At 50.6% G+C, this 16,378-nt stretch carries 33 protein-coding genes; 1 reads left to right on the forward strand and 32 read right to left on the reverse strand.

The features are described 5' to 3' along the window. Positions 1 to 25: 25 nt before the first annotated feature. From zntR to rpsJ, 30 genes are all read right to left on the reverse strand, one after another. On the reverse strand, positions 26 to 451 hold the full coding sequence (zntR, locus tag RTE01_RS25595) for a Zn(2+)-responsive transcriptional regulator (RefSeq protein WP_041142960.1): 426 nt from the start codon (positions 449 to 451) through the stop codon (positions 26 to 28). A gap of 2 nt (positions 452 to 453) precedes the next feature. Further along, on the reverse strand, positions 454 to 822 hold the full coding sequence (locus RTE01_RS25600; protein WP_134528661.1) for a DnaJ family domain-containing protein: 369 nt from the start codon (positions 820 to 822) through the stop codon (positions 454 to 456). A 107-nt stretch (positions 823 to 929) separates the two neighbouring features. After that, complete coding sequence (gene rplQ, locus RTE01_RS25605) at positions 930 to 1,316, reverse strand: 50S ribosomal protein L17 (RefSeq protein WP_002919206.1); 387 nt, start codon at positions 1,314 to 1,316, stop codon at positions 930 to 932. A 40-nt stretch (positions 1,317 to 1,356) separates the two neighbouring features. Beyond that, the gene (locus RTE01_RS25610; protein WP_002919219.1) at positions 1,357 to 2,346 is read right to left on the reverse strand and encodes a DNA-directed RNA polymerase subunit alpha; all 990 of its coding nucleotides are present in this window, start codon (positions 2,344 to 2,346) and stop codon (positions 1,357 to 1,359) included. Between the two features lie 25 nt (positions 2,347 to 2,371). Continuing rightward, positions 2,372 to 2,992, reverse strand: coding sequence for a 30S ribosomal protein S4 (gene rpsD, locus RTE01_RS25615; protein WP_004868345.1), 621 nt, complete (start codon positions 2,990 to 2,992; stop codon positions 2,372 to 2,374). Between the two features lie 33 nt (positions 2,993 to 3,025). Next, complete coding sequence (rpsK, locus tag RTE01_RS25620) at positions 3,026 to 3,415, reverse strand: 30S ribosomal protein S11 (RefSeq protein WP_004138423.1); 390 nt, start codon at positions 3,413 to 3,415, stop codon at positions 3,026 to 3,028. Between the two features lie 16 nt (positions 3,416 to 3,431). Beyond that, a complete protein-coding gene (gene rpsM, locus RTE01_RS25625) occupies positions 3,432 to 3,788 on the reverse strand; it encodes a 30S ribosomal protein S13 (RefSeq protein WP_041142962.1) in 357 nt (118 codons plus the stop codon). A 146-nt stretch (positions 3,789 to 3,934) separates the two neighbouring features. Next, a complete protein-coding gene (rpmJ, locus tag RTE01_RS25630; RefSeq protein ID WP_000868187.1) occupies positions 3,935 to 4,051 on the reverse strand; it encodes a 50S ribosomal protein L36 in 117 nt (38 codons plus the stop codon). 31 nt (positions 4,052 to 4,082) lie between these two features. Further along, on the reverse strand, positions 4,083 to 5,414 hold the full coding sequence (gene secY / locus RTE01_RS25635) for a preprotein translocase subunit SecY (RefSeq protein ID WP_041142963.1): 1,332 nt from the start codon (positions 5,412 to 5,414) through the stop codon (positions 4,083 to 4,085). Between the two features lie 7 nt (positions 5,415 to 5,421). Next, positions 5,422 to 5,856 carry a 50S ribosomal protein L15 gene (rplO, locus tag RTE01_RS25640; RefSeq protein WP_041142964.1) on the reverse strand — a complete coding sequence of 145 codons (435 nt, stop codon included), beginning with the start codon at positions 5,854 to 5,856 and terminating at the stop codon, positions 5,422 to 5,424. A 3-nt stretch (positions 5,857 to 5,859) separates the two neighbouring features. Beyond that, entirely contained in the window at positions 5,860 to 6,039 is a 180-nt protein-coding gene (gene rpmD / locus RTE01_RS25645; protein WP_001140434.1) for a 50S ribosomal protein L30, read from the reverse strand. Positions 6,040 to 6,042: 3 nt separating this feature from the next. Further along, the gene (gene rpsE / locus RTE01_RS25650; RefSeq protein ID WP_004106339.1) at positions 6,043 to 6,546 is read right to left on the reverse strand and encodes a 30S ribosomal protein S5; all 504 of its coding nucleotides are present in this window, start codon (positions 6,544 to 6,546) and stop codon (positions 6,043 to 6,045) included. A gap of 14 nt (positions 6,547 to 6,560) precedes the next feature. Then, positions 6,561 to 6,914: a 50S ribosomal protein L18 gene (gene rplR, locus RTE01_RS25655; protein ID WP_000358960.1), complete on the reverse strand. Its 354-nt coding sequence runs from the start codon at positions 6,912 to 6,914 to the stop codon at positions 6,561 to 6,563. Positions 6,915 to 6,923: 9 nt separating this feature from the next. Continuing rightward, the gene (gene rplF, locus RTE01_RS25660; RefSeq protein WP_041142965.1) at positions 6,924 to 7,457 is read right to left on the reverse strand and encodes a 50S ribosomal protein L6; all 534 of its coding nucleotides are present in this window, start codon (positions 7,455 to 7,457) and stop codon (positions 6,924 to 6,926) included. A 12-nt stretch (positions 7,458 to 7,469) separates the two neighbouring features. Beyond that, on the reverse strand, positions 7,470 to 7,862 hold the full coding sequence (gene rpsH, locus RTE01_RS25665) for a 30S ribosomal protein S8 (RefSeq protein WP_004106343.1): 393 nt from the start codon (positions 7,860 to 7,862) through the stop codon (positions 7,470 to 7,472). Positions 7,863 to 7,895: 33 nt separating this feature from the next. Then, on the reverse strand, positions 7,896 to 8,201 hold the full coding sequence (rpsN, locus tag RTE01_RS25670; protein ID WP_002919667.1) for a 30S ribosomal protein S14: 306 nt from the start codon (positions 8,199 to 8,201) through the stop codon (positions 7,896 to 7,898). A 14-nt stretch (positions 8,202 to 8,215) separates the two neighbouring features. Further along, positions 8,216 to 8,755, reverse strand: a complete 540-nt coding sequence (gene rplE, locus RTE01_RS25675; protein WP_041142966.1) for a 50S ribosomal protein L5 — start codon at positions 8,753 to 8,755, stop codon at positions 8,216 to 8,218. Between the two features lie 14 nt (positions 8,756 to 8,769). Further along, complete coding sequence (rplX, locus tag RTE01_RS25680) at positions 8,770 to 9,084, reverse strand: 50S ribosomal protein L24 (protein ID WP_041142967.1); 315 nt, start codon at positions 9,082 to 9,084, stop codon at positions 8,770 to 8,772. A 10-nt stretch (positions 9,085 to 9,094) separates the two neighbouring features. After that, positions 9,095 to 9,466, reverse strand: coding sequence for a 50S ribosomal protein L14 (gene rplN, locus RTE01_RS25685; protein WP_002919748.1), 372 nt, complete (start codon positions 9,464 to 9,466; stop codon positions 9,095 to 9,097). Between the two features lie 160 nt (positions 9,467 to 9,626). After that, on the reverse strand, positions 9,627 to 9,881 hold the full coding sequence (rpsQ, locus tag RTE01_RS25690; RefSeq protein WP_041142968.1) for a 30S ribosomal protein S17: 255 nt from the start codon (positions 9,879 to 9,881) through the stop codon (positions 9,627 to 9,629). Beyond that, positions 9,881 to 10,072, reverse strand: coding sequence for a 50S ribosomal protein L29 (gene rpmC / locus RTE01_RS25695; RefSeq protein ID WP_002919754.1), 192 nt, complete (start codon positions 10,070 to 10,072; stop codon positions 9,881 to 9,883). Before rpmC ends, rpsQ begins: the two co-directional genes overlap by 1 nt. Further along, a complete protein-coding gene (gene rplP / locus RTE01_RS25700) occupies positions 10,072 to 10,482 on the reverse strand; it encodes a 50S ribosomal protein L16 (RefSeq protein ID WP_002919759.1) in 411 nt (136 codons plus the stop codon). The genes rpmC and rplP overlap by 1 nt, the downstream gene beginning before the upstream one ends. A 12-nt stretch (positions 10,483 to 10,494) precedes the next feature. After that, entirely contained in the window at positions 10,495 to 11,193 is a 699-nt protein-coding gene (gene rpsC, locus RTE01_RS25705; RefSeq protein WP_002919766.1) for a 30S ribosomal protein S3, read from the reverse strand. A 17-nt stretch (positions 11,194 to 11,210) separates the two neighbouring features. Beyond that, a complete protein-coding gene (rplV, locus tag RTE01_RS25710; RefSeq protein ID WP_000448832.1) occupies positions 11,211 to 11,543 on the reverse strand; it encodes a 50S ribosomal protein L22 in 333 nt (110 codons plus the stop codon). Positions 11,544 to 11,557: 14 nt separating this feature from the next. After that, complete coding sequence (gene rpsS / locus RTE01_RS25715) at positions 11,558 to 11,836, reverse strand: 30S ribosomal protein S19 (RefSeq protein WP_001138115.1); 279 nt, start codon at positions 11,834 to 11,836, stop codon at positions 11,558 to 11,560. 16 nt (positions 11,837 to 11,852) lie between these two features. Then, the gene (rplB, locus tag RTE01_RS25720) at positions 11,853 to 12,674 is read right to left on the reverse strand and encodes a 50S ribosomal protein L2 (RefSeq protein ID WP_041142969.1); all 822 of its coding nucleotides are present in this window, start codon (positions 12,672 to 12,674) and stop codon (positions 11,853 to 11,855) included. 17 nt (positions 12,675 to 12,691) lie between these two features. Continuing rightward, positions 12,692 to 12,994 (reverse strand): 50S ribosomal protein L23, encoded by a 303-nt coding sequence (gene rplW, locus RTE01_RS25725; RefSeq protein ID WP_004868363.1) that lies wholly within the window; start codon positions 12,992 to 12,994, stop codon positions 12,692 to 12,694. Next, on the reverse strand, positions 12,991 to 13,596 hold the full coding sequence (rplD, locus tag RTE01_RS25730; RefSeq protein WP_015960716.1) for a 50S ribosomal protein L4: 606 nt from the start codon (positions 13,594 to 13,596) through the stop codon (positions 12,991 to 12,993). The genes rplW and rplD overlap by 4 nt, the downstream gene beginning before the upstream one ends. Before the next feature lie 10 nt (positions 13,597 to 13,606). After that, a complete protein-coding gene (gene rplC, locus RTE01_RS25735) occupies positions 13,607 to 14,236 on the reverse strand; it encodes a 50S ribosomal protein L3 (RefSeq protein WP_004868374.1) in 630 nt (209 codons plus the stop codon). Between the two features lie 32 nt (positions 14,237 to 14,268). Further along, complete coding sequence (gene rpsJ / locus RTE01_RS25740; protein WP_001181005.1) at positions 14,269 to 14,580, reverse strand: 30S ribosomal protein S10; 312 nt, start codon at positions 14,578 to 14,580, stop codon at positions 14,269 to 14,271. 377 nt (positions 14,581 to 14,957) lie between these two features. Between rpsJ and RTE01_RS25745 the strand changes: the two genes are divergently transcribed. Continuing rightward, positions 14,958 to 15,437: a prepilin peptidase gene (locus RTE01_RS25745; RefSeq protein WP_134527949.1), complete on the forward strand. Its 480-nt coding sequence runs from the start codon at positions 14,958 to 14,960 to the stop codon at positions 15,435 to 15,437. Here RTE01_RS25745 and bfr read toward each other — a convergent pair. Together bfr and bfd are read right to left on the reverse strand one after the other, a co-directional pair. After that, on the reverse strand, positions 15,414 to 15,890 hold the full coding sequence (bfr, locus tag RTE01_RS25750) for a bacterioferritin (protein WP_076948229.1): 477 nt from the start codon (positions 15,888 to 15,890) through the stop codon (positions 15,414 to 15,416). The two genes, RTE01_RS25745 and bfr, sit on opposite strands and share 24 nt — an antisense overlap. 73 nt (positions 15,891 to 15,963) lie before the next feature. After that, positions 15,964 to 16,158 carry a bacterioferritin-associated ferredoxin gene (gene bfd, locus RTE01_RS25755; protein WP_071844856.1) on the reverse strand — a complete coding sequence of 65 codons (195 nt, stop codon included), beginning with the start codon at positions 16,156 to 16,158 and terminating at the stop codon, positions 15,964 to 15,966. Between the last annotated feature and the right edge of the window lie 220 nt (positions 16,159 to 16,378).

Here is a 16,378-nt window from a genome sequence, read left to right on the forward strand (position 1 = left end):
AGTGTAGATCTCCGCGCGCAAAAAATCAACGCCCTGCATTACCGCTGCTGGCCCCCTGCTCAAGCGCTTCAAGAATGGAGCAGTAGACGCTGCTGTGGGCGCTACCGCAGCATGCATCGTTAAGCCGCTGTAAGGATCGGCGCATCGTCTGTAATTCCTTAATACGCGATTCAACTTCGCTCAGGCGTGCCTGTACGATCCCTTTTGATTCCTGGCAGGTATGGTGTTCAGGATCGATGCGGATCGACAGCAGCTCGCGGATCGATTCGAGCGTGAAGCCCAGCTGCCGCGCGTAGCGGATAAAACGTAGCCGCTGAAGGTCATTGTCGGTATAAAGGCGAAATCCTCCCTCAGTACGAACATCGTGGGCCATCATCTGCTGCTTTTCGTAGTAGCGAATGGTGTCGGGTGTAACATCCGCCAGCTTCGCGAGCTCACCGATACGATACATACTTACTCCTCACTCATTTTGTTTTGCAGCCTGGCAGAATACTCACCGCGCAGAAAATCTGTATTCAGCCCGGCCTGGCGTAGCTTTAGCTCGAGCAAAGCAAGCCTGCGGCTCAGTTCGGCATGCTGCGGGTCATCCTGACGAACGACGTTAAGCAAATCAACCAGCTCAACGGCTTCTCTACGATGTTCCAGTTCAGGAGGTAAACAGCCGGCGTTCTTGAGTAAACGGTAGCTGACGCGTAGCTCAGGTGGTACATGCAGATCGTCATCCAGGATCAGCGGTTCACCGCGGCCGGGAAGATTATCGAAATCACCTTTATTTTGTGCGTCAAGGATATGGCGTTCTGCCCACTGATCCAGCAACCACATCATACGGCTCCGGGGATGAACAAAAAGAATACAGATAGTGTAATGAAGCAGAGATGTGGAGGATATAAAAAAACCCGCCGAGGCGGGTTTTTTTACGTTACTACAGATTACTCTGCAGCAGCTTCTGCTTTCGGCTCAGCACGATCAACCAGCTCGATGTATGCCATCGGCGCGTTGTCGCCTGCACGGAAGCCACACTTCAGAATGCGAGTGTAACCACCGGCGCGGCTCGCGAAACGCGGGCCCAGCTCGTTAAACAGTTTTGCCACGATCTCGTTATCACGAGTACGGGCGAATGCCAGACGACGATTAGCTACGCTATCAGTCTTGGCAAGAGTAATCAGCGGCTCAACTACGCGACGCAGTTCTTTCGCTTTCGGCAGGGTCGTCTTGATGATTTCATGACGAACCAGCGAACCAGCCATGTTACGGAACATAGCCTGGCGATGGCTGCTGTTGCGGTTCAGTTGACGACCACTCTTACGATGGCGCATGACCTTATCCTTCTCAGTAAAACCTTAACCTGTGATCCGGTTACTCGTCAGCAATGCTTGCCGGTGGCCAGTTTTCCAGGCGCATGCCCAGAGACAGACCACGTGAAGCCAGCACGTCTTTAATCTCAGTAAGAGATTTTTTACCCAGGTTCGGCGTTTTCAGCAACTCAACCTCGGTACGCTGTACCAGATCACCGATATAGTGGATAGCTTCTGCCTTCAGGCAGTTAGCAGAGCGGACAGTCAATTCGAGATCGTCAACAGGGCGCAGCAGGATCGGATCGAATTCTGGTTTCTCTTCTTTCACTTCCGGCTGACGTACATCACGTAAGTCAACGAAAGCTTCAAGTTGTTCTGCCAGGATGGTTGCCGCACGACGAATCGCCTCTTCAGGATCGATTGTGCCGTTGGTTTCCATTTCGATGACCAGCTTGTCCAGGTCGGTACGCTGTTCTACACGCGCTGCTTCAACATTGTAGGCAATACGCTCTACGGGGCTGTAGCATGCGTCGACCAGCAGACGGCCGATTGGGCGCTCATCTTCTTCCGAATGAATTCGGGCAGAAGCCGGCACATAACCACGACCGCGCTGAACTTTGATACGCATGCTAATAGCAGCGTTCTCATCGGTCAGGTGGCAGATCACATGTTGCGGCTTGACGATTTCGACATCACCATCATGGGTGATGTCGGCTGCGGTCACAGGGCCAATGCCAGATTTATTCAAAGTAAGGATAACTTCATCTTTACCCTGAACTCTCACCGCCAGCCCTTTCAGGTTGAGCAGGATTTCAAGGATATCTTCCTGAACGCCTTCTTTGGTGCTGTACTCATGAAGTACACCATCAATCTCAACCTCGGTCACCGCGCAACCCGGCATCGATGAGAGCAGAATACGGCGCAGTGCGTTACCCAGAGTATGGCCAAAGCCACGCTCTAAAGGCTCAAGGGTCACCTTGGCGTGCGTCGAACTCACTTGCTCGATATCGACCAGGCGCGGTTTTAGAAACTCTGTCACAGAACCCTGCATTGTGTCCTCTCTTTGGTACTAAGCTTTACTTGGAGTAAAGCTCGACGATCAGGTGTTCGTTAATGTCCGCAGACAGATCAGAACGTTCCGGCTGACGCTTGAACGTACCTTCCATCTTGCCAGCATCAACTTCCAGCCAGGTTGGCTTTTCACGCTGCTCAGCCAGCTCCAGAGCGGCTTTCACGCGAGATTGCTTTTTCGCTTTCTCACGAATGCTGACGACGTCGTTCGCTTTAACCTGATAAGAAGCGATGTTAACAACACGACCGTTTACCATGATAGCTTTATGGCTAACCAGCTGACGTGATTCAGCACGAGTTGCGCCGAAGCCCATACGGTATACAACGTTGTCCAGACGACCTTCCAGCAGAGCCAACAGGTTTTCACCGGTGTTGCCTTTCAGACGTGCTGCTTCTTTATAATAGTTACGGAACTGACGCTCCAGCACACCGTACATACGGCGAACTTTTTGCTTTTCACGCAACTGCACACCATAGTCAGACAGACGCGGTTTACGCGCACCGTGCTGGCCAGGAGCTTGTTCAATTTTACACTTGGTATCGATCGCGCGAACGCCAGACTTAAGGAACAGGTCTGTGCCCTCACGACGGCTCAGCTTGAGCTTAGGACCCAAATATCTTGCCATTTTCTTTCTCCAACAATCCTAGAAACGAGCGCGTTATACGCGACGTTTTTTCGGCGGACGACAACCGTTATGAGGGATCGGAGTCACATCAGTAATATTAGTGATGCGGAAACCAGCGGCGTTCAGAGCACGAATAGTAGATTCGCGACCCGGACCCGGACCTTTGACCATAACTTCCAGATTCTTGATGCCGTATTCTTTTACGGCTTCAGCGCAACGCTCTGCTGCAACCTGAGCTGCAAACGGAGTTGATTTACGCGAACCACGGAAACCGGAACCACCGGCTGTTGCCCAACCCAGTGCGTTACCCTGACGATCAGTGATGGTAACGATGGTGTTGTTAAAAGACGCATGGACATGAGCCACGCCATCAGAGACTTGTTTTCTTACACGCTTACGTGCACGAACTGGTGCCTTTGCCATTATTCAATCACCCCGATTATTTCTTGATCGGTTTACGCGGACCCTTACGGGTACGTGCGTTGGTCTTAGTACGCTGACCGCGAACCGGAAGACCACGACGATGGCGTAAACCACGATAGCAACCAAGGTCCATCAGACGCTTGATGCTCAGGGTGATTTCACGGCGCAGATCACCTTCAACGACAAATTTACCTACTGCTTCACGCAGAACTTCAATTTGTTCTTCAGACAGCTCACTGATCTTAACATTTTCAGCGATACCCGTGTCAGCACAGATGGCTTTAGAGCGGGTCTTGCCGATACCGAAAATAGCAGTTAATGCGATTACGGTATGTTTGTGATCAGGAATGTTAATGCCTGCTATACGGGCCACTATGCACTCCTACTATTTAATATGTACGCACCATGCTGAAAAGCCCGTTTTCAGGATACTCAAATGGAAACGCACAGACATACAAAAGATTGGCTGGCTAATCTAGCCAGCTCAATCCAACTTTGCAAGAAAAATATGCGAATAAATCAGCCTTGGCGCTGTTTATGCTTTGGCTCGGCACTGCAAATCACACGGATGACACCATCACGCTTAACGATTTTGCAGTTACGGCATAATTTCTTGACGGAAGCACGAACTTTCATTTTTACTCTCCGTAACTTCTCAGGCGACCAGTTATCGGCCGTAGCCTTTCAGGTTCGCCTTCTTCAATGCAGACTCGTACTGACTTGACATCATCAGAGTTTGCACTTGAGCCATAAAGTCCATAATCACGACGACAACAATTAGCAGCGAGGTTCCACCGAAGTAGAACGGCACCTTCATTGCATCACGCATGAACTCCGGGATCAGGCAGATAAAGGTAATATACAGTGCACCAACCAAAGTCAGGCGAGTCATTACTTTATCGATATACTTCGCCGTTTGCTCTCCCGGACGAATTCCTGGTACAAATGCACCGGACTTCTTCAGGTTATCTGCTGTTTCACGCGGGTTGAAAACCAAAGCCGTGTAGAAGAAACAGAAGAATATGATTGCAGACGCATAGAGTAACACATAAAGCGGTTGCCCAGGCTGCAAATACAGCGAAATTGTTGTCAGCCAGTTCCAACCGGTACCGCCCCCGAACCATGACGCGATGGTCGCAGGGAACAGAATAATACTGGAAGCGAAGATTGCAGGGATTACACCCGCCATATTCACTTTCAGCGGCAAATGTGTGCTCTGTGCAGCATAGACGCGACGACCCTGTTGACGCTTCGCGTAGTTCACCACAATGCGGCGTTGACCACGTTCAACGAATACAACAAAGAAGGTCACGGCAAACACTAATACTGCAACCAATAGCAACAGGAGGAAGTGCAGGTCGCCTTGACGCGCTTGCTCGATAGTATGGGCGATGGCCGGCGGGAGACCCGCAACGATACCAGCGAAGATAATGATCGAGATACCGTTACCGATACCACGTTCAGTAATCTGTTCGCCGAGCCACATCAGGAACATAGTTCCTGTGACCAGACTTACAACAGCGGTGAAATAGAATGCAAAGCCCGGATTCATCACCAGGCCCTGCATACCAGGCATATTCGGTAGACCGGTAGCAATACCGATCGACTGGAATATCGCCAGCACCAGAGTACCGTAGCGGGTGTACTGGCTGATCTTACGACGACCAGACTCCCCTTCTTTCTTCATTTCTGCTAACGGCTGATAAACAACCGTCAACAGCTGGACAATGATCGATGCCGAAATATACGGCATGATGCCCAGGGCAAAGATAGAAGCACGGCTGAGGGCACCACCAGAGAACATGTTAAACATTTCAATGATAGTGCCTCGCTGTTGCTCAAGCAGTTTGGCAAGTACAGCGGCATCAATACCAGGGATCGGAATAAAAGAACCAATACGGAATACAATCAGCGCACCGATAACAAACAAAAGTCTGCGTTTCAGTTCGCCAAGTCCACCTTTGGCACTTTGAAAATCTAATCCCGGTTGCTTAGCCATCTGCTACTTATTCCTCAATTTTACCGCCAGCAGCTTCGATAGCAGCACGAGCACCTTTAGTCACGCGCAGGCCACGAACAGTTACCGGACGAGCTACCTCGCCAGAAAGAATCACTTTCGCGAACTCAATCTGAATACCGATAATGTTAGCTGCTTTCAGCGTGTTCAGGTCGACTACATCGCCTTCTACGTGAGCCAGATCGGAGAGACGAATCTCTGCAGTGATCATTGCTTTACGAGAAGTGAAGCCGAATTTCGGCAGACGACGGTACAGAGGCATCTGACCGCCCTCGAAACCGCGACGTACGCCACCGCCAGAACGAGAGTTCTGACCTTTGTGACCACGACCACCGGTCTTACCGAGGCCAGAACCGATACCACGACCCAGGCGCTTACCCGCCTTTTTAGAGCCTTCGGCCGGAGACAGAGTATTTAAACGCATCTCTTACTCCTCAACTTTAACCATAAAGGAAACCGCGTTGACCATACCACGAACAGCAGGAGTATCCTCGCGTTCTACGGTGTGACCAATACGACGCAGACCCAGGCCAAGCAGCGTTGCCTTGTGTTTCGGCAGACGACCGATTGCACTGCGGGTTTGAGTAATTTTAATAGTCTTTGCCATGGTTTATTTCCCCAGAATTTCTTCAACGGATTTACCACGCTTGGCAGCGACCATTTCTGGAGAATTCATATTTTCCAGGCCATCAATAGTTGCACGAACCACGTTAATCGGGTTGGTGGAACCATATGCTTTGGCCAGAACGTTATGAACTCCAGCAACTTCCAGAACGGCGCGCATTGCACCACCGGCGATGATACCGGTACCTTCGGAAGCTGGCTGCATGAATACACGAGAACCCGTGTGAACACCTTTAACCGGGTGCTGCAGGGTGCCGTGGTTCAGCGCGACGTTAATCATATTGCGACGGGCTTTTTCCATCGCTTTCTGGATCGCTGCTGGAACTTCACGCGCTTTACCGTAACCAAAACCTACGCGACCGTTACCGTCACCAACTACAGTCAGAGCTGTGAAGGAGAAAATACGACCACCTTTAACGGTTTTAGATACGCGGTTAACCGCGATCAGCTTTTCCTGCAGTTCGCCAGCTTGTTTTTCGATGTGAGCCATCTTACACCTCTACCTTAGAACTGAAGGCCAGCTTCACGGGCAGCATCTGCCAGTGCCTGGACACGACCATGATATTGGAACCCGGAACGGTCAAAGGAAACATCTTTGATGCCTTTTTCCAGAGCGCGTTCAGCGACAGCTTTACCCACAGCTGCAGCCGCGTCTTTGTTACCGGTGTACTTCAGTTGTTCAGCGATAGCTTTTTCTACAGTAGAAGCAGCTACCAGAACTTCAGAACCGTTCGGTGCAATTACCTGTGCGTAAATATGACGCGGGGTACGATGTACCACCAGGCGAGTTGCACCCAGCTCCTGGAGCTTGCGGCGTGCGCGGGTCGCACGACGGATACGAGCAGATTTCTTATCCATAGTGTTACCTTACTTCTTCTTAGCCTCTTTGGTACGCACGACTTCGTCGGCGTAACGAACACCCTTGCCTTTATAAGGCTCAGGACGACGGTAGGCGCGCAGATCTGCTGCAACCTGACCGATCACCTGCTTATCAGCGCCTTTCAGCACGATTTCAGTTTGAGTCGGACATTCTGCAGTGATACCTGCCGGCAGCTTGTGTTCAACAGGATGAGAGAAACCTAAAGCCAGGTTTACTACATCCCCTTTAACCGCTGCACGATAACCTACACCAACCAGCTGAAGCTTTTTAGTGAAGCCTTCGGTAACACCGATAACTACTGAGTTAAGCAGGGCACGCGCGGTACCAGCCTGAGCCCAACCGTCTGCGAAACCATCACGCGGACCGAAAGTCAGTGCATTATCTGCATGTTTAACTTCAACAGCATCGTTGAGAGTACGAGTCAGCTCGCCATTCTTACCTTTGATCGTAATAACCTGACCGTTGATTTTTACGTCAACGCCGGCAGGAACAACGACCGGTGCTTTAGCAACACGAGACATTTTTTCCTCCGATTAGGCTACGTAGCAGATAATTTCGCCACCAAGACCAGCTTGGCGCGCTGCACGATCAGTCATAACACCTTTAGAGGTAGAAATAACTGCGATACCCAGACCCGCCATAACTTTCGGCAGCTCATCTTTACGTTTGTAGATGCGCAGACCTGGGCGGCTGACACGCTGAATGCTTTCTACAACAGCTTTACCCTGGAAATACTTAAGAGTCAGTTCCAGTTCCGGCTTGATGTCGCCTTCAACTTTAAAATCTTCAATAAAGCCTTCTTCCTTCAGCACGTTGGCAATTGCCACTTTCAGCTTGGAGGAAGGCATGGTGACCGCAGCTTTATTCGCGGCCTGACCGTTACGGATACGGGTCAGCATATCCGCGATCGGATCTTGCATGCTCATCTGTCTTTACTCCCGTGATTCAATTGGTGACAATTACCAGCTAGCCTTTTTCAGACCCGGGATTTCACCGCGCATAGCGGCTTCACGGACCTTAATACGGCTCAACCCGAACTTCCGCAGGAAACCATGCGGACGACCTGTTTGACGGCAGCGGTTACGCTGACGAGACGGGCTGGAATCACGCGGCAGAGTCTGCAGCTTGAGAACAGCATTCCAACGATCTTCGTCGGTTGCGTTCACATCAGAGATGATAGCTTTCAGTTCAGCGCGTTTAGCGAAGAATTTATCAGCTAAAGCCACGCGCTTTACTTCGCGTGCTTTCATTGATTGCTTAGCCATTAAGTAACCCTACCTTACTTGCGGAACGGGAAGTCAAAGGCAGCCAGAAGAGCGCGGCCTTCTTCATCAGATTTCGCAGTAGTGGTAATGGTAATATCCAAACCACGAACGCGGTCGACTTTATCGTAGTCGATTTCTGGGAAGATGATCTGCTCACGGACACCCATGCTGTAGTTACCACGACCATCGAATGACTTAGCGGACAGGCCACGGAAGTCACGGATACGCGGTACAGCAATAGTGATCAGGCGCTCAAAGAACTCCCACATGCGTTCGCCACGCAGGGTTACTTTACAGCCGATCGGATAGCCCTGACGGATTTTGAAGCCTGCAACTGATTTGCGTGCTTTGGTGATCAACGGCTTTTGACCGGAGATTGCTGTCAGATCCGCTGCTGCGTTATCCAGCAGTTTCTTGTCAGCGATCGCTTCACCAACACCCATGTTCAGGGTGATCTTCTCGACCCGAGGGACTTGCATGACAGAATTGTAGTTAAACTCAGTCATGAGTTTACCAACTACTTCGTCTTTGTAGTAATCATGCAGTTTCGCCATCGTACTACTCCAAATTACTTGATAGTTTCGCTGTTAGACTTGAAGAAACGGACTTTTTTGCCGTCTTCGAATCTAAAGCCTACACGGTCAGCCTTGCCGGTTGCCGCATTGAAGAGTGCAACGTTAGAAACCTGAATTGCAGCTTCTTTTTCAACGATGCCACCTGGTTGGTTCAGGGCCGGAACCGGCTTCTGATGTTTCTTAACCAGGTTGATACCTTCAACAATGAGCTTGCCGGAAGACAAGACATTCTTAACTTTACCGCGTTTACCTTTATCTTTACCGGTTAACACGATAACTTCGTCATCACGACGGATTTTCGCTGCCATGATTCGCTCCTTAGAGTACTTCTGGTGCCAGAGAGATAATTTTCATGAACTTCTCGGTACGAAGCTCACGAGTTACCGGCCCAAAAATACGCGTACCGATGGGCTGCTCGCTGTTATTGTTGAGAATAACGCATGCATTACCATCGAAGCGAATGACAGAACCGTCCGGGCGACGAACACCCTTCTTGGTGCGCACCACTACCGCCTTCAGCACATCACCTTTTTTGACCTTACCACGCGGAATTGCTTCCTTGATGGTGATCTTGATGATGTCGCCTACGCCTGCGTAGCGACGGTGCGAGCCACCCAGAACCTTGATACACATTACGCGACGTGCACCGGAGTTGTCGGCGACGTTCAGCATAGTCTGTTCTTGGATCATTTTAGTGCTCCGCTAATGTCAACTACTACTGAGACCCAAAATCGAGCCGTTAAATATCCCCATATCGAGGGCGCGGCATTATAACACCGGAAATCGGATATGGGTAGAAAAAATAAACGGCTCATCGCTGAGCCGTTTATCCGTTGAGAATACGGCTCTATTACAGAACCGCTTTCTCTACGACGCGAACCAGCGTCCAGGACTTAGTCTTGGACAGCGGACGGCATTCGTGGATTTCGACCACGTCACCGATACCGCATTCGTTGTTCTCGTCATGTACGTGCAGTTTGGTCGTACGCTTGATGAACTTACCGTATACCGGGTGTTTCACCACACGTTCGATAGCAACAACGATGGATTTCTCCATTTTGTTGCTAATTACACGACCTTGCAGAGTACGGATTTTATCGGTCATTACGCACCCGCCTTCTGAGTCAGTAAAGTCTTAACGCGTGCAACATCACGACGCACTTGCTTCAGCAGATGAGTCTGTTGCAGCTGGCCACTTGCAGCCTGCATACGCAGGTTGAACTGCTCACGCAGCAGGTTCAGCAGCTCAGCGTTCAGCTCTTCAACGCTTTTTTCACGCAGCTCTTTTGCTTTCATTACATCACCGTCTTAGTTACAAAGGTGGTTTTGATCGGCAGTTTCGCTGCTGCCAGGCCGAATGCTTCACGGGCTAGCTCTTCCGGTACGCCGTCCATTTCATAAAGGACTTTACCCGGCTGAATCAAGGCAACCCAGTACTCCACGTTACCTTTACCTTTACCCATACGAACTTCCAGCGGCTTCTCGGTAATCGGTTTGTCCGGGAAAACACGGATCCAGATTTTACCTTGACGCTTAACTGCACGGGTCATAGCACGACGTGCTGCTTCGATCTGACGTGCAGTCAGACGACCACGGCCAACAGCTTTCAGACCGAAAGTGCCGAAGCTAACATCCGTACCCTGCGCCAGACCACGGTTGCGGCCTTTGTGCACTTTACGGAATTTTGTACGCTTTGGTTGTAACATCAGCGACGCTCCTTATTTACGGCCTTTACGCTGCTGCTTTTTAGGTTGAGCAGCCGGTTCCGGTTGTTCAACAGCAGCCATACCACCCAGGATCTCGCCTTTGAAGATCCATACCTTAACGCCGATTACACCGTAAGTGGTGTGCGCTTCAGAGGTGTTGTAGTCGATGTCAGCACGCAGAGTGTGCAGCGGTACGCGACCTTCACGGTACCATTCGGTACGTGCGATTTCCGCGCCGCCCAGACGGCCGCTAACTTCAACTTTGATACCTTTAGCGCCCAGACGCATTGCGTTCTGTACAGCACGCTTCATAGCACGACGGAACATAACGCGACGTTCCAGCTGTGAAGTGATGCTATCAGCAACCAATTTAGCGTCCAGTTCTGGCTTACGAACTTCGGCGATGTTGATCTGTGCAGGAACGCCAGCGATATCCGCTACGACCTTGCGCAGTTTTTCTACGTCTTCGCCTTTCTTACCGATAACGATGCCCGGGCGAGCGGTGTGAATAGTCACACGAATGCTCTTAGCCGGACGCTCGATAACGATACGAGATACGGACGCTTTAGCCAGTTCCTTAGTCAGGAACTGACGTACTTTAAAATCGCTGTCCAGGTTGTCAGCGAATTCTTTGGTGTTCGCGAACCAGGTAGAGTTCCATGGTTTGACAATACCCAGGCGAATACCATTAGGATGTACTTTCTGACCCATTGCTAGTCTCCAGAGTCTCAGCGATCGGACACAACCACAGTGATGTGGCTGGTGCGCTTCAGGATGCGATCTGCACGACCTTTCGCACGCGGCATAATGCGCTTCATGCTCGGGCCTTCGTCTACGAAAATTTTCGTAACTTTCAGATCGTCAATGTCAGCGCCATCGTTGTGTTCAGCGTTAGCAATGGCAGATTCCAGTACCTTCTTGACCAGTACAGCAGCTTTCTTGTTGGTGTAGGTCAGAATATCCAGGGCCTGCGACACTTTCTTACCGCGAATCAGGTCAGCTACGAGGCGAACCTTCTGAGCAGAAGAACGAGCATGGCGATGTTGAGCTAAAGTTTCCATCTCTTCCTCCTACCTTATTTCTTCTTCGCTTTTTTATCAGCAGCATGGCCGCGATAAGTACGAGTCGGTGCGAATTCACCCAGTTTGTGACCAACCATTTCGTCGGAAACAAATACTGGAACGTGCTGACGACCATTATGGACAGCGATGGTCAAACCGATCATGTTAGGAAAGATCGTTGAACGACGGGACCAAGTGCGCAGGGGCTTCTTGTCTCCGCTTTCCACCGCTTTCTCTACCTTCTTCAGCAAGTGCAGGTCAATAAAAGGACCTTTCTTGAGAGAACGTGGCATGGCTTATCCTCTAAAATTATTTGCTACGGCGACGTACGATGAATTTATCAGTACGCTTGTTGCTGCGGGTCTTCTTACCTTTGGTCTGCAGGCCCCACGGGGAAACCGGGTGCTTACCAAAGTTACGACCTTCACCACCACCATGTGGGTGGTCGACTGGGTTCATCGCAGTACCGCGAACGGTAGGACGAATACCACGCCAGCGTGCAGCACCTGCTTTACCCAGAACGCGCAGCATATGCTCAGCATTGCCAACTTCGCCCAGAGTAGCGCGGCAGTCTGCTTCGACTTTACGCATTTCACCAGAACGCAGACGCAGGGTGACATAAGCACCATCACGAGCAACGATCTGAACGTAAGTACCAGCGGAACGTGCCAGCTGACCGCCTTTACCTGGTTTCATTTCTACGTTATGAACGGTAGAACCAACCGGGATATTGCGCATCGGCAGGGTGTTGCCTGCTTTGATTGCAGCATCAACGCCAGACTGAATCTGGTCGCCAGCTTTCAGGCCTTTAGGGGCCAGGATGTAACGGCGCTCGCCATCTTTGTACAGAACCAGCGCGATATTCGCGGAACGGTTCGGATCGTACTCAAGACGCTCAACAACTGCCGGGATACCATCTTTGTTGCGTTTGAAGTCAACAATACGGTAAGCCTGCTTGTGGCCACCACCGATATGACGGGTGGTGATACGGCCATTGTTGTTACGACCACCGGATTTGCTGTTTTTTTCCAGCAACGGAGCAAAAGGTTTGCCCTTGTGCAGCTCAGGGTTAACCACTTTAACAACGTGGCGACGACCCGGAGATGTCGGTTTACATTTAACAACTGCCATTGTATTACTCCTCCGACTTACTCAGCGCCGCCAACGAAGTCCAGATTCTGGCCTTCCTTCAGGGTGACGTAAGCTTTTTTCCAGTCGCTACGACGACCGATACGCTGTCCGTGACGTTTAACTTTCCCTTTAACTACGAGGGTGTTAACGACTTCGACTTCGACTTCAAACAGTTTCTGCACAGCAGCTTTGATTTCTGCTTTAGTCGCGTCTTTAGCAACTTTGAGAACGATGGTGTTTGTTTTTTCCATCGCAGCAGACGCTTTTTCAGAAACGTGCGGTGCACGCAGCACCTTCAGCAGACGTTCTTCACGAATCATGCCAGCATCTCCTCAACTTGCTTAACAGCATCAGCAGTCATTACGACTTTGTCGAAGGCGATCAGGCTAACCGGGTCGATACCAGTTGCATCGCGTACGTCAACCTTGTGCAGGTTGCGCGCAGCCAGGAACAGGTTCTCGTCCAGCTCACCGGTGATGATCAGCACATCTTCCAGAGCCATGTCTTTCAGTTTCTGTGCCAGCAGCTTAGTTTTAGGCGCTTCTACAGAGAACGTCTCGACAACGATCAGACGATCCTGACGTACCAGTTCGGACAGAATGCTTTTCAGCGCGCCGCGGTACATCTTTTTGTTAACTTTTTGACTGTGGTCCTGCGGGCGAGCAGCGAAGGTTACGCCACCGGAACGCCAGATCGGGCTCTTGATAGAACCTGAACGCGCACGGCCGGTACCTTTCTGGCGCCACGGCTTTTTGCCTGAACCAGTTACTTCAGCACGAGTCTTCTGAGCACGAGTACCCTGACGAGCACCAGCTGCATAAGCAACTACAACCTGGTGAACCAGCGCTTCGTTGAAATCACGACCGAAGGTAGTTTCGGAAACAGTCAGCGCGCTCTGCGCGTCTTTCAATACTAATTCCATTGCTATCCCCTTACGCCTTCACAGCTGGTTTAACGATCAGGTCGCTACCGGTAGCACCCGGGACCGCGCCTTTAACCAGCAGCAGGTTGCGCTCAGCGTCAACACGTACTACGTCCAGGCTCTGAACAGTGACACGTTCGTTGCCCAGCTGACCTGCCATTTTCTTGCCTTTGAACACTTTGCCCGGAGTCTGGTTCTGACCGATAGAACCCGGAACGCGGTGAGACAAGGAGTTACCGTGCGTAGCATCCTGAGTACGGAAGTTCCAGCGCTTAACGGTACCAGCAAAACCTTTACCTTTAGAGGTACCGGTTACGTCAACTTTTTTAACGTCAGCAAACAGTTCAACGCTAATGCTCTGACCTACGGTGAATTCTTCGCCGTCAGCAAGACGGAATTCCCACAGGCCGCGGCCAGCTTCAACGCCAGCTTTAGCGAAGTGACCAGCTTCCGGCTTGGTTACACGGTTAGCTTTTTTAGCACCGGTGGTAACCTGAATTGCGCGGTAACCGTCGTTAGCCAGGTCTTTAACCTGTGCAACACGGTTTGCTTCAACTTCGATTACGGTTACTGGGATAGAAACGCCATCTTCAGTGAAGATGCGGGTCATACCCACTTTTTTACCGACTAAACCAATCATTGTTTCAACCTCTCAATCGCTCGATGACCTGATTAACCCAGGCTGATCTGCACGTCTACACCGGCAGCCAGATCCAGACGCATCAGAGCATCAACGGTTTTCTCAGTTGGCTCAACGATGTCAACCAGACGCTTGTGAGTGCGAATTTCGTACTGATCGCGCGCATCTTTGTTGACGTGCGGAGAGATCAGAACGGTAAAGCGCTCTTTGCGGGTCGGCAGCGGGATCGGACCACGGACCTGCGCACCAGTGCGCTTGGCAGTCTCGACGATTTCCGCGGTTGATTGATCGATCAGACGATGATCAAACGCTTTAAGACGGATACGGATTCTTTGGTTCTGCATGAGACCAGAGCTCCAATTATTTATAGACGAAATGATTACTCCTCATACCCATTACGATTGATGGGAGAGTGTAACCGTTCTTACATAGTTCCCCGATTGGGAACATTGTTTGATAGCTAAAAGCTCTATCAGGGTTCATATCGAACCGGCCTGCCAATTTTGACAGGCCCGCGCATTATACGCAAAATCGGACCCAACACAAGGGCTGCGTAGAAAATCATCATTTATATTTGCGAGGCTGCTGGAGAAAGCGGTGTTGCCGGCTGAAAAATAGCAAATTGAGTGGATTGCCGCGCGTAAAGCCAGCCATCGCGCTTTGCCGTTCGCACCTTGCCTGGTCAGAATCGACGTATACAACTCATCCGCCGGGGTATCGCATGTACATGACCCTCCCCTTTCTGCTTTTCTACTGCGGGTTTTCTCTGGCGCTGTGCTGGCACGATCTGCGGTATGGGCTGCTTCCCGACCGTTTGACCTGTCCCCTGCTCTGGCTTGGCCTGCTGTTTTATCTTTGTCGGATGCCGACGGGCCTGGAAAATGCCGTCTGGGGTGCTATCGCGGGGTATCTGGCCTTTGCTTTAGTCTACTGGGTTTACAGAGGGATTCGCGGGTATGAGGGGTTAGGCTATGGCGATGTGAAATTTCTTGCCGCTCTCGGTGCCTGGCACGGCTGGCAGTCGCTACCGCAGCTGGTGTTCATGGCGACGCTCATCGCCTGCGCCACGCTGCTACTGCGCGTCGTTATCTTGAATCGCCAGGGGGTTCTGAACAACCCGCTGCCGTTTGGCCCTTTTTTGGCTGCAGCGGGTTTTTACTGTGGATGGCAAACGCTTTTAGTCAGCAACTTTAATCTGTGACTGGAGATAATTCTGCAGGCCAATTTTGCCGATCAGGTCCAGCTCGGTTTCCAGCCAGTCAATGTGCCCTTCCTCATCGGCAAGGATTTCAATCAGCATATCGCGGCTGACATAATCGTGGACGCTGTCAGCATAGGCGATCGCCTCGCGTAAATCTTTGGCGCCTTCCAGCTCGAGCCTTAAATCGGACTGCAGCATCTCCTCAACGTCTTCACCGATACCCAGCTTGCCGAGATCCTGCAGATTGGGCAGTCCTTCAAGAAACAAAATACGCTCAATATATTTATCAGCGTGCTTCATTTCATCAATGGATTCATGGTATTCGATATCGTTGAGGCGCATCAGGCCCCAGTTCTTGAACATCCTGGCATGGAGAAAGTACTGATTTATTGCGACAAGCTCATTTCCCAATAATTTATTGAGATAACTTATGACTTTGACATCACCTTTCATTATATAGTCCCTCCGCTTCCACTCATTGAAGCGTAGTTCGCACTATATAGATGTCAAAGAAAAGCCGGAGGTCTCAGGCGATCTCTTTATATTCCGGCATGCGAGTTAATTCATCTTCCATGATCTCGCGAGCGGCGCGGACGCATTTACCACATTGATTTCCAACGGGAATAAACTTACGCAGCTGCTGAAAAGATTGAGGGTGAAATTGACGCACGGCCTGACGAATTTTTTTATCGTTTACACCATTACACAAACAAACGTACATATTCACTCCCGTTCAATTTATGCTCAAAGTGTAAATGAGAATAGTTATGATTACAATAGTCTCTCTATATAATAGATCCGATAACGCACTTTTTTATATTAGTCGTTCTCGCGCTTAGCGGGTCTAAATGACGGGCAGCAAAAAGGGCGCCGAAGCGCCCTTTTTAATTCAGAACTAAAGGATTAGCTCAGAACTTTAGCAACAACGCCCGCACCTACAG

The sequence above is a fragment of the Klebsiella terrigena genome, assembly GCF_006539725.1.
Classification (GTDB): domain Bacteria; phylum Pseudomonadota; class Gammaproteobacteria; order Enterobacterales; family Enterobacteriaceae; genus Klebsiella; species Klebsiella terrigena.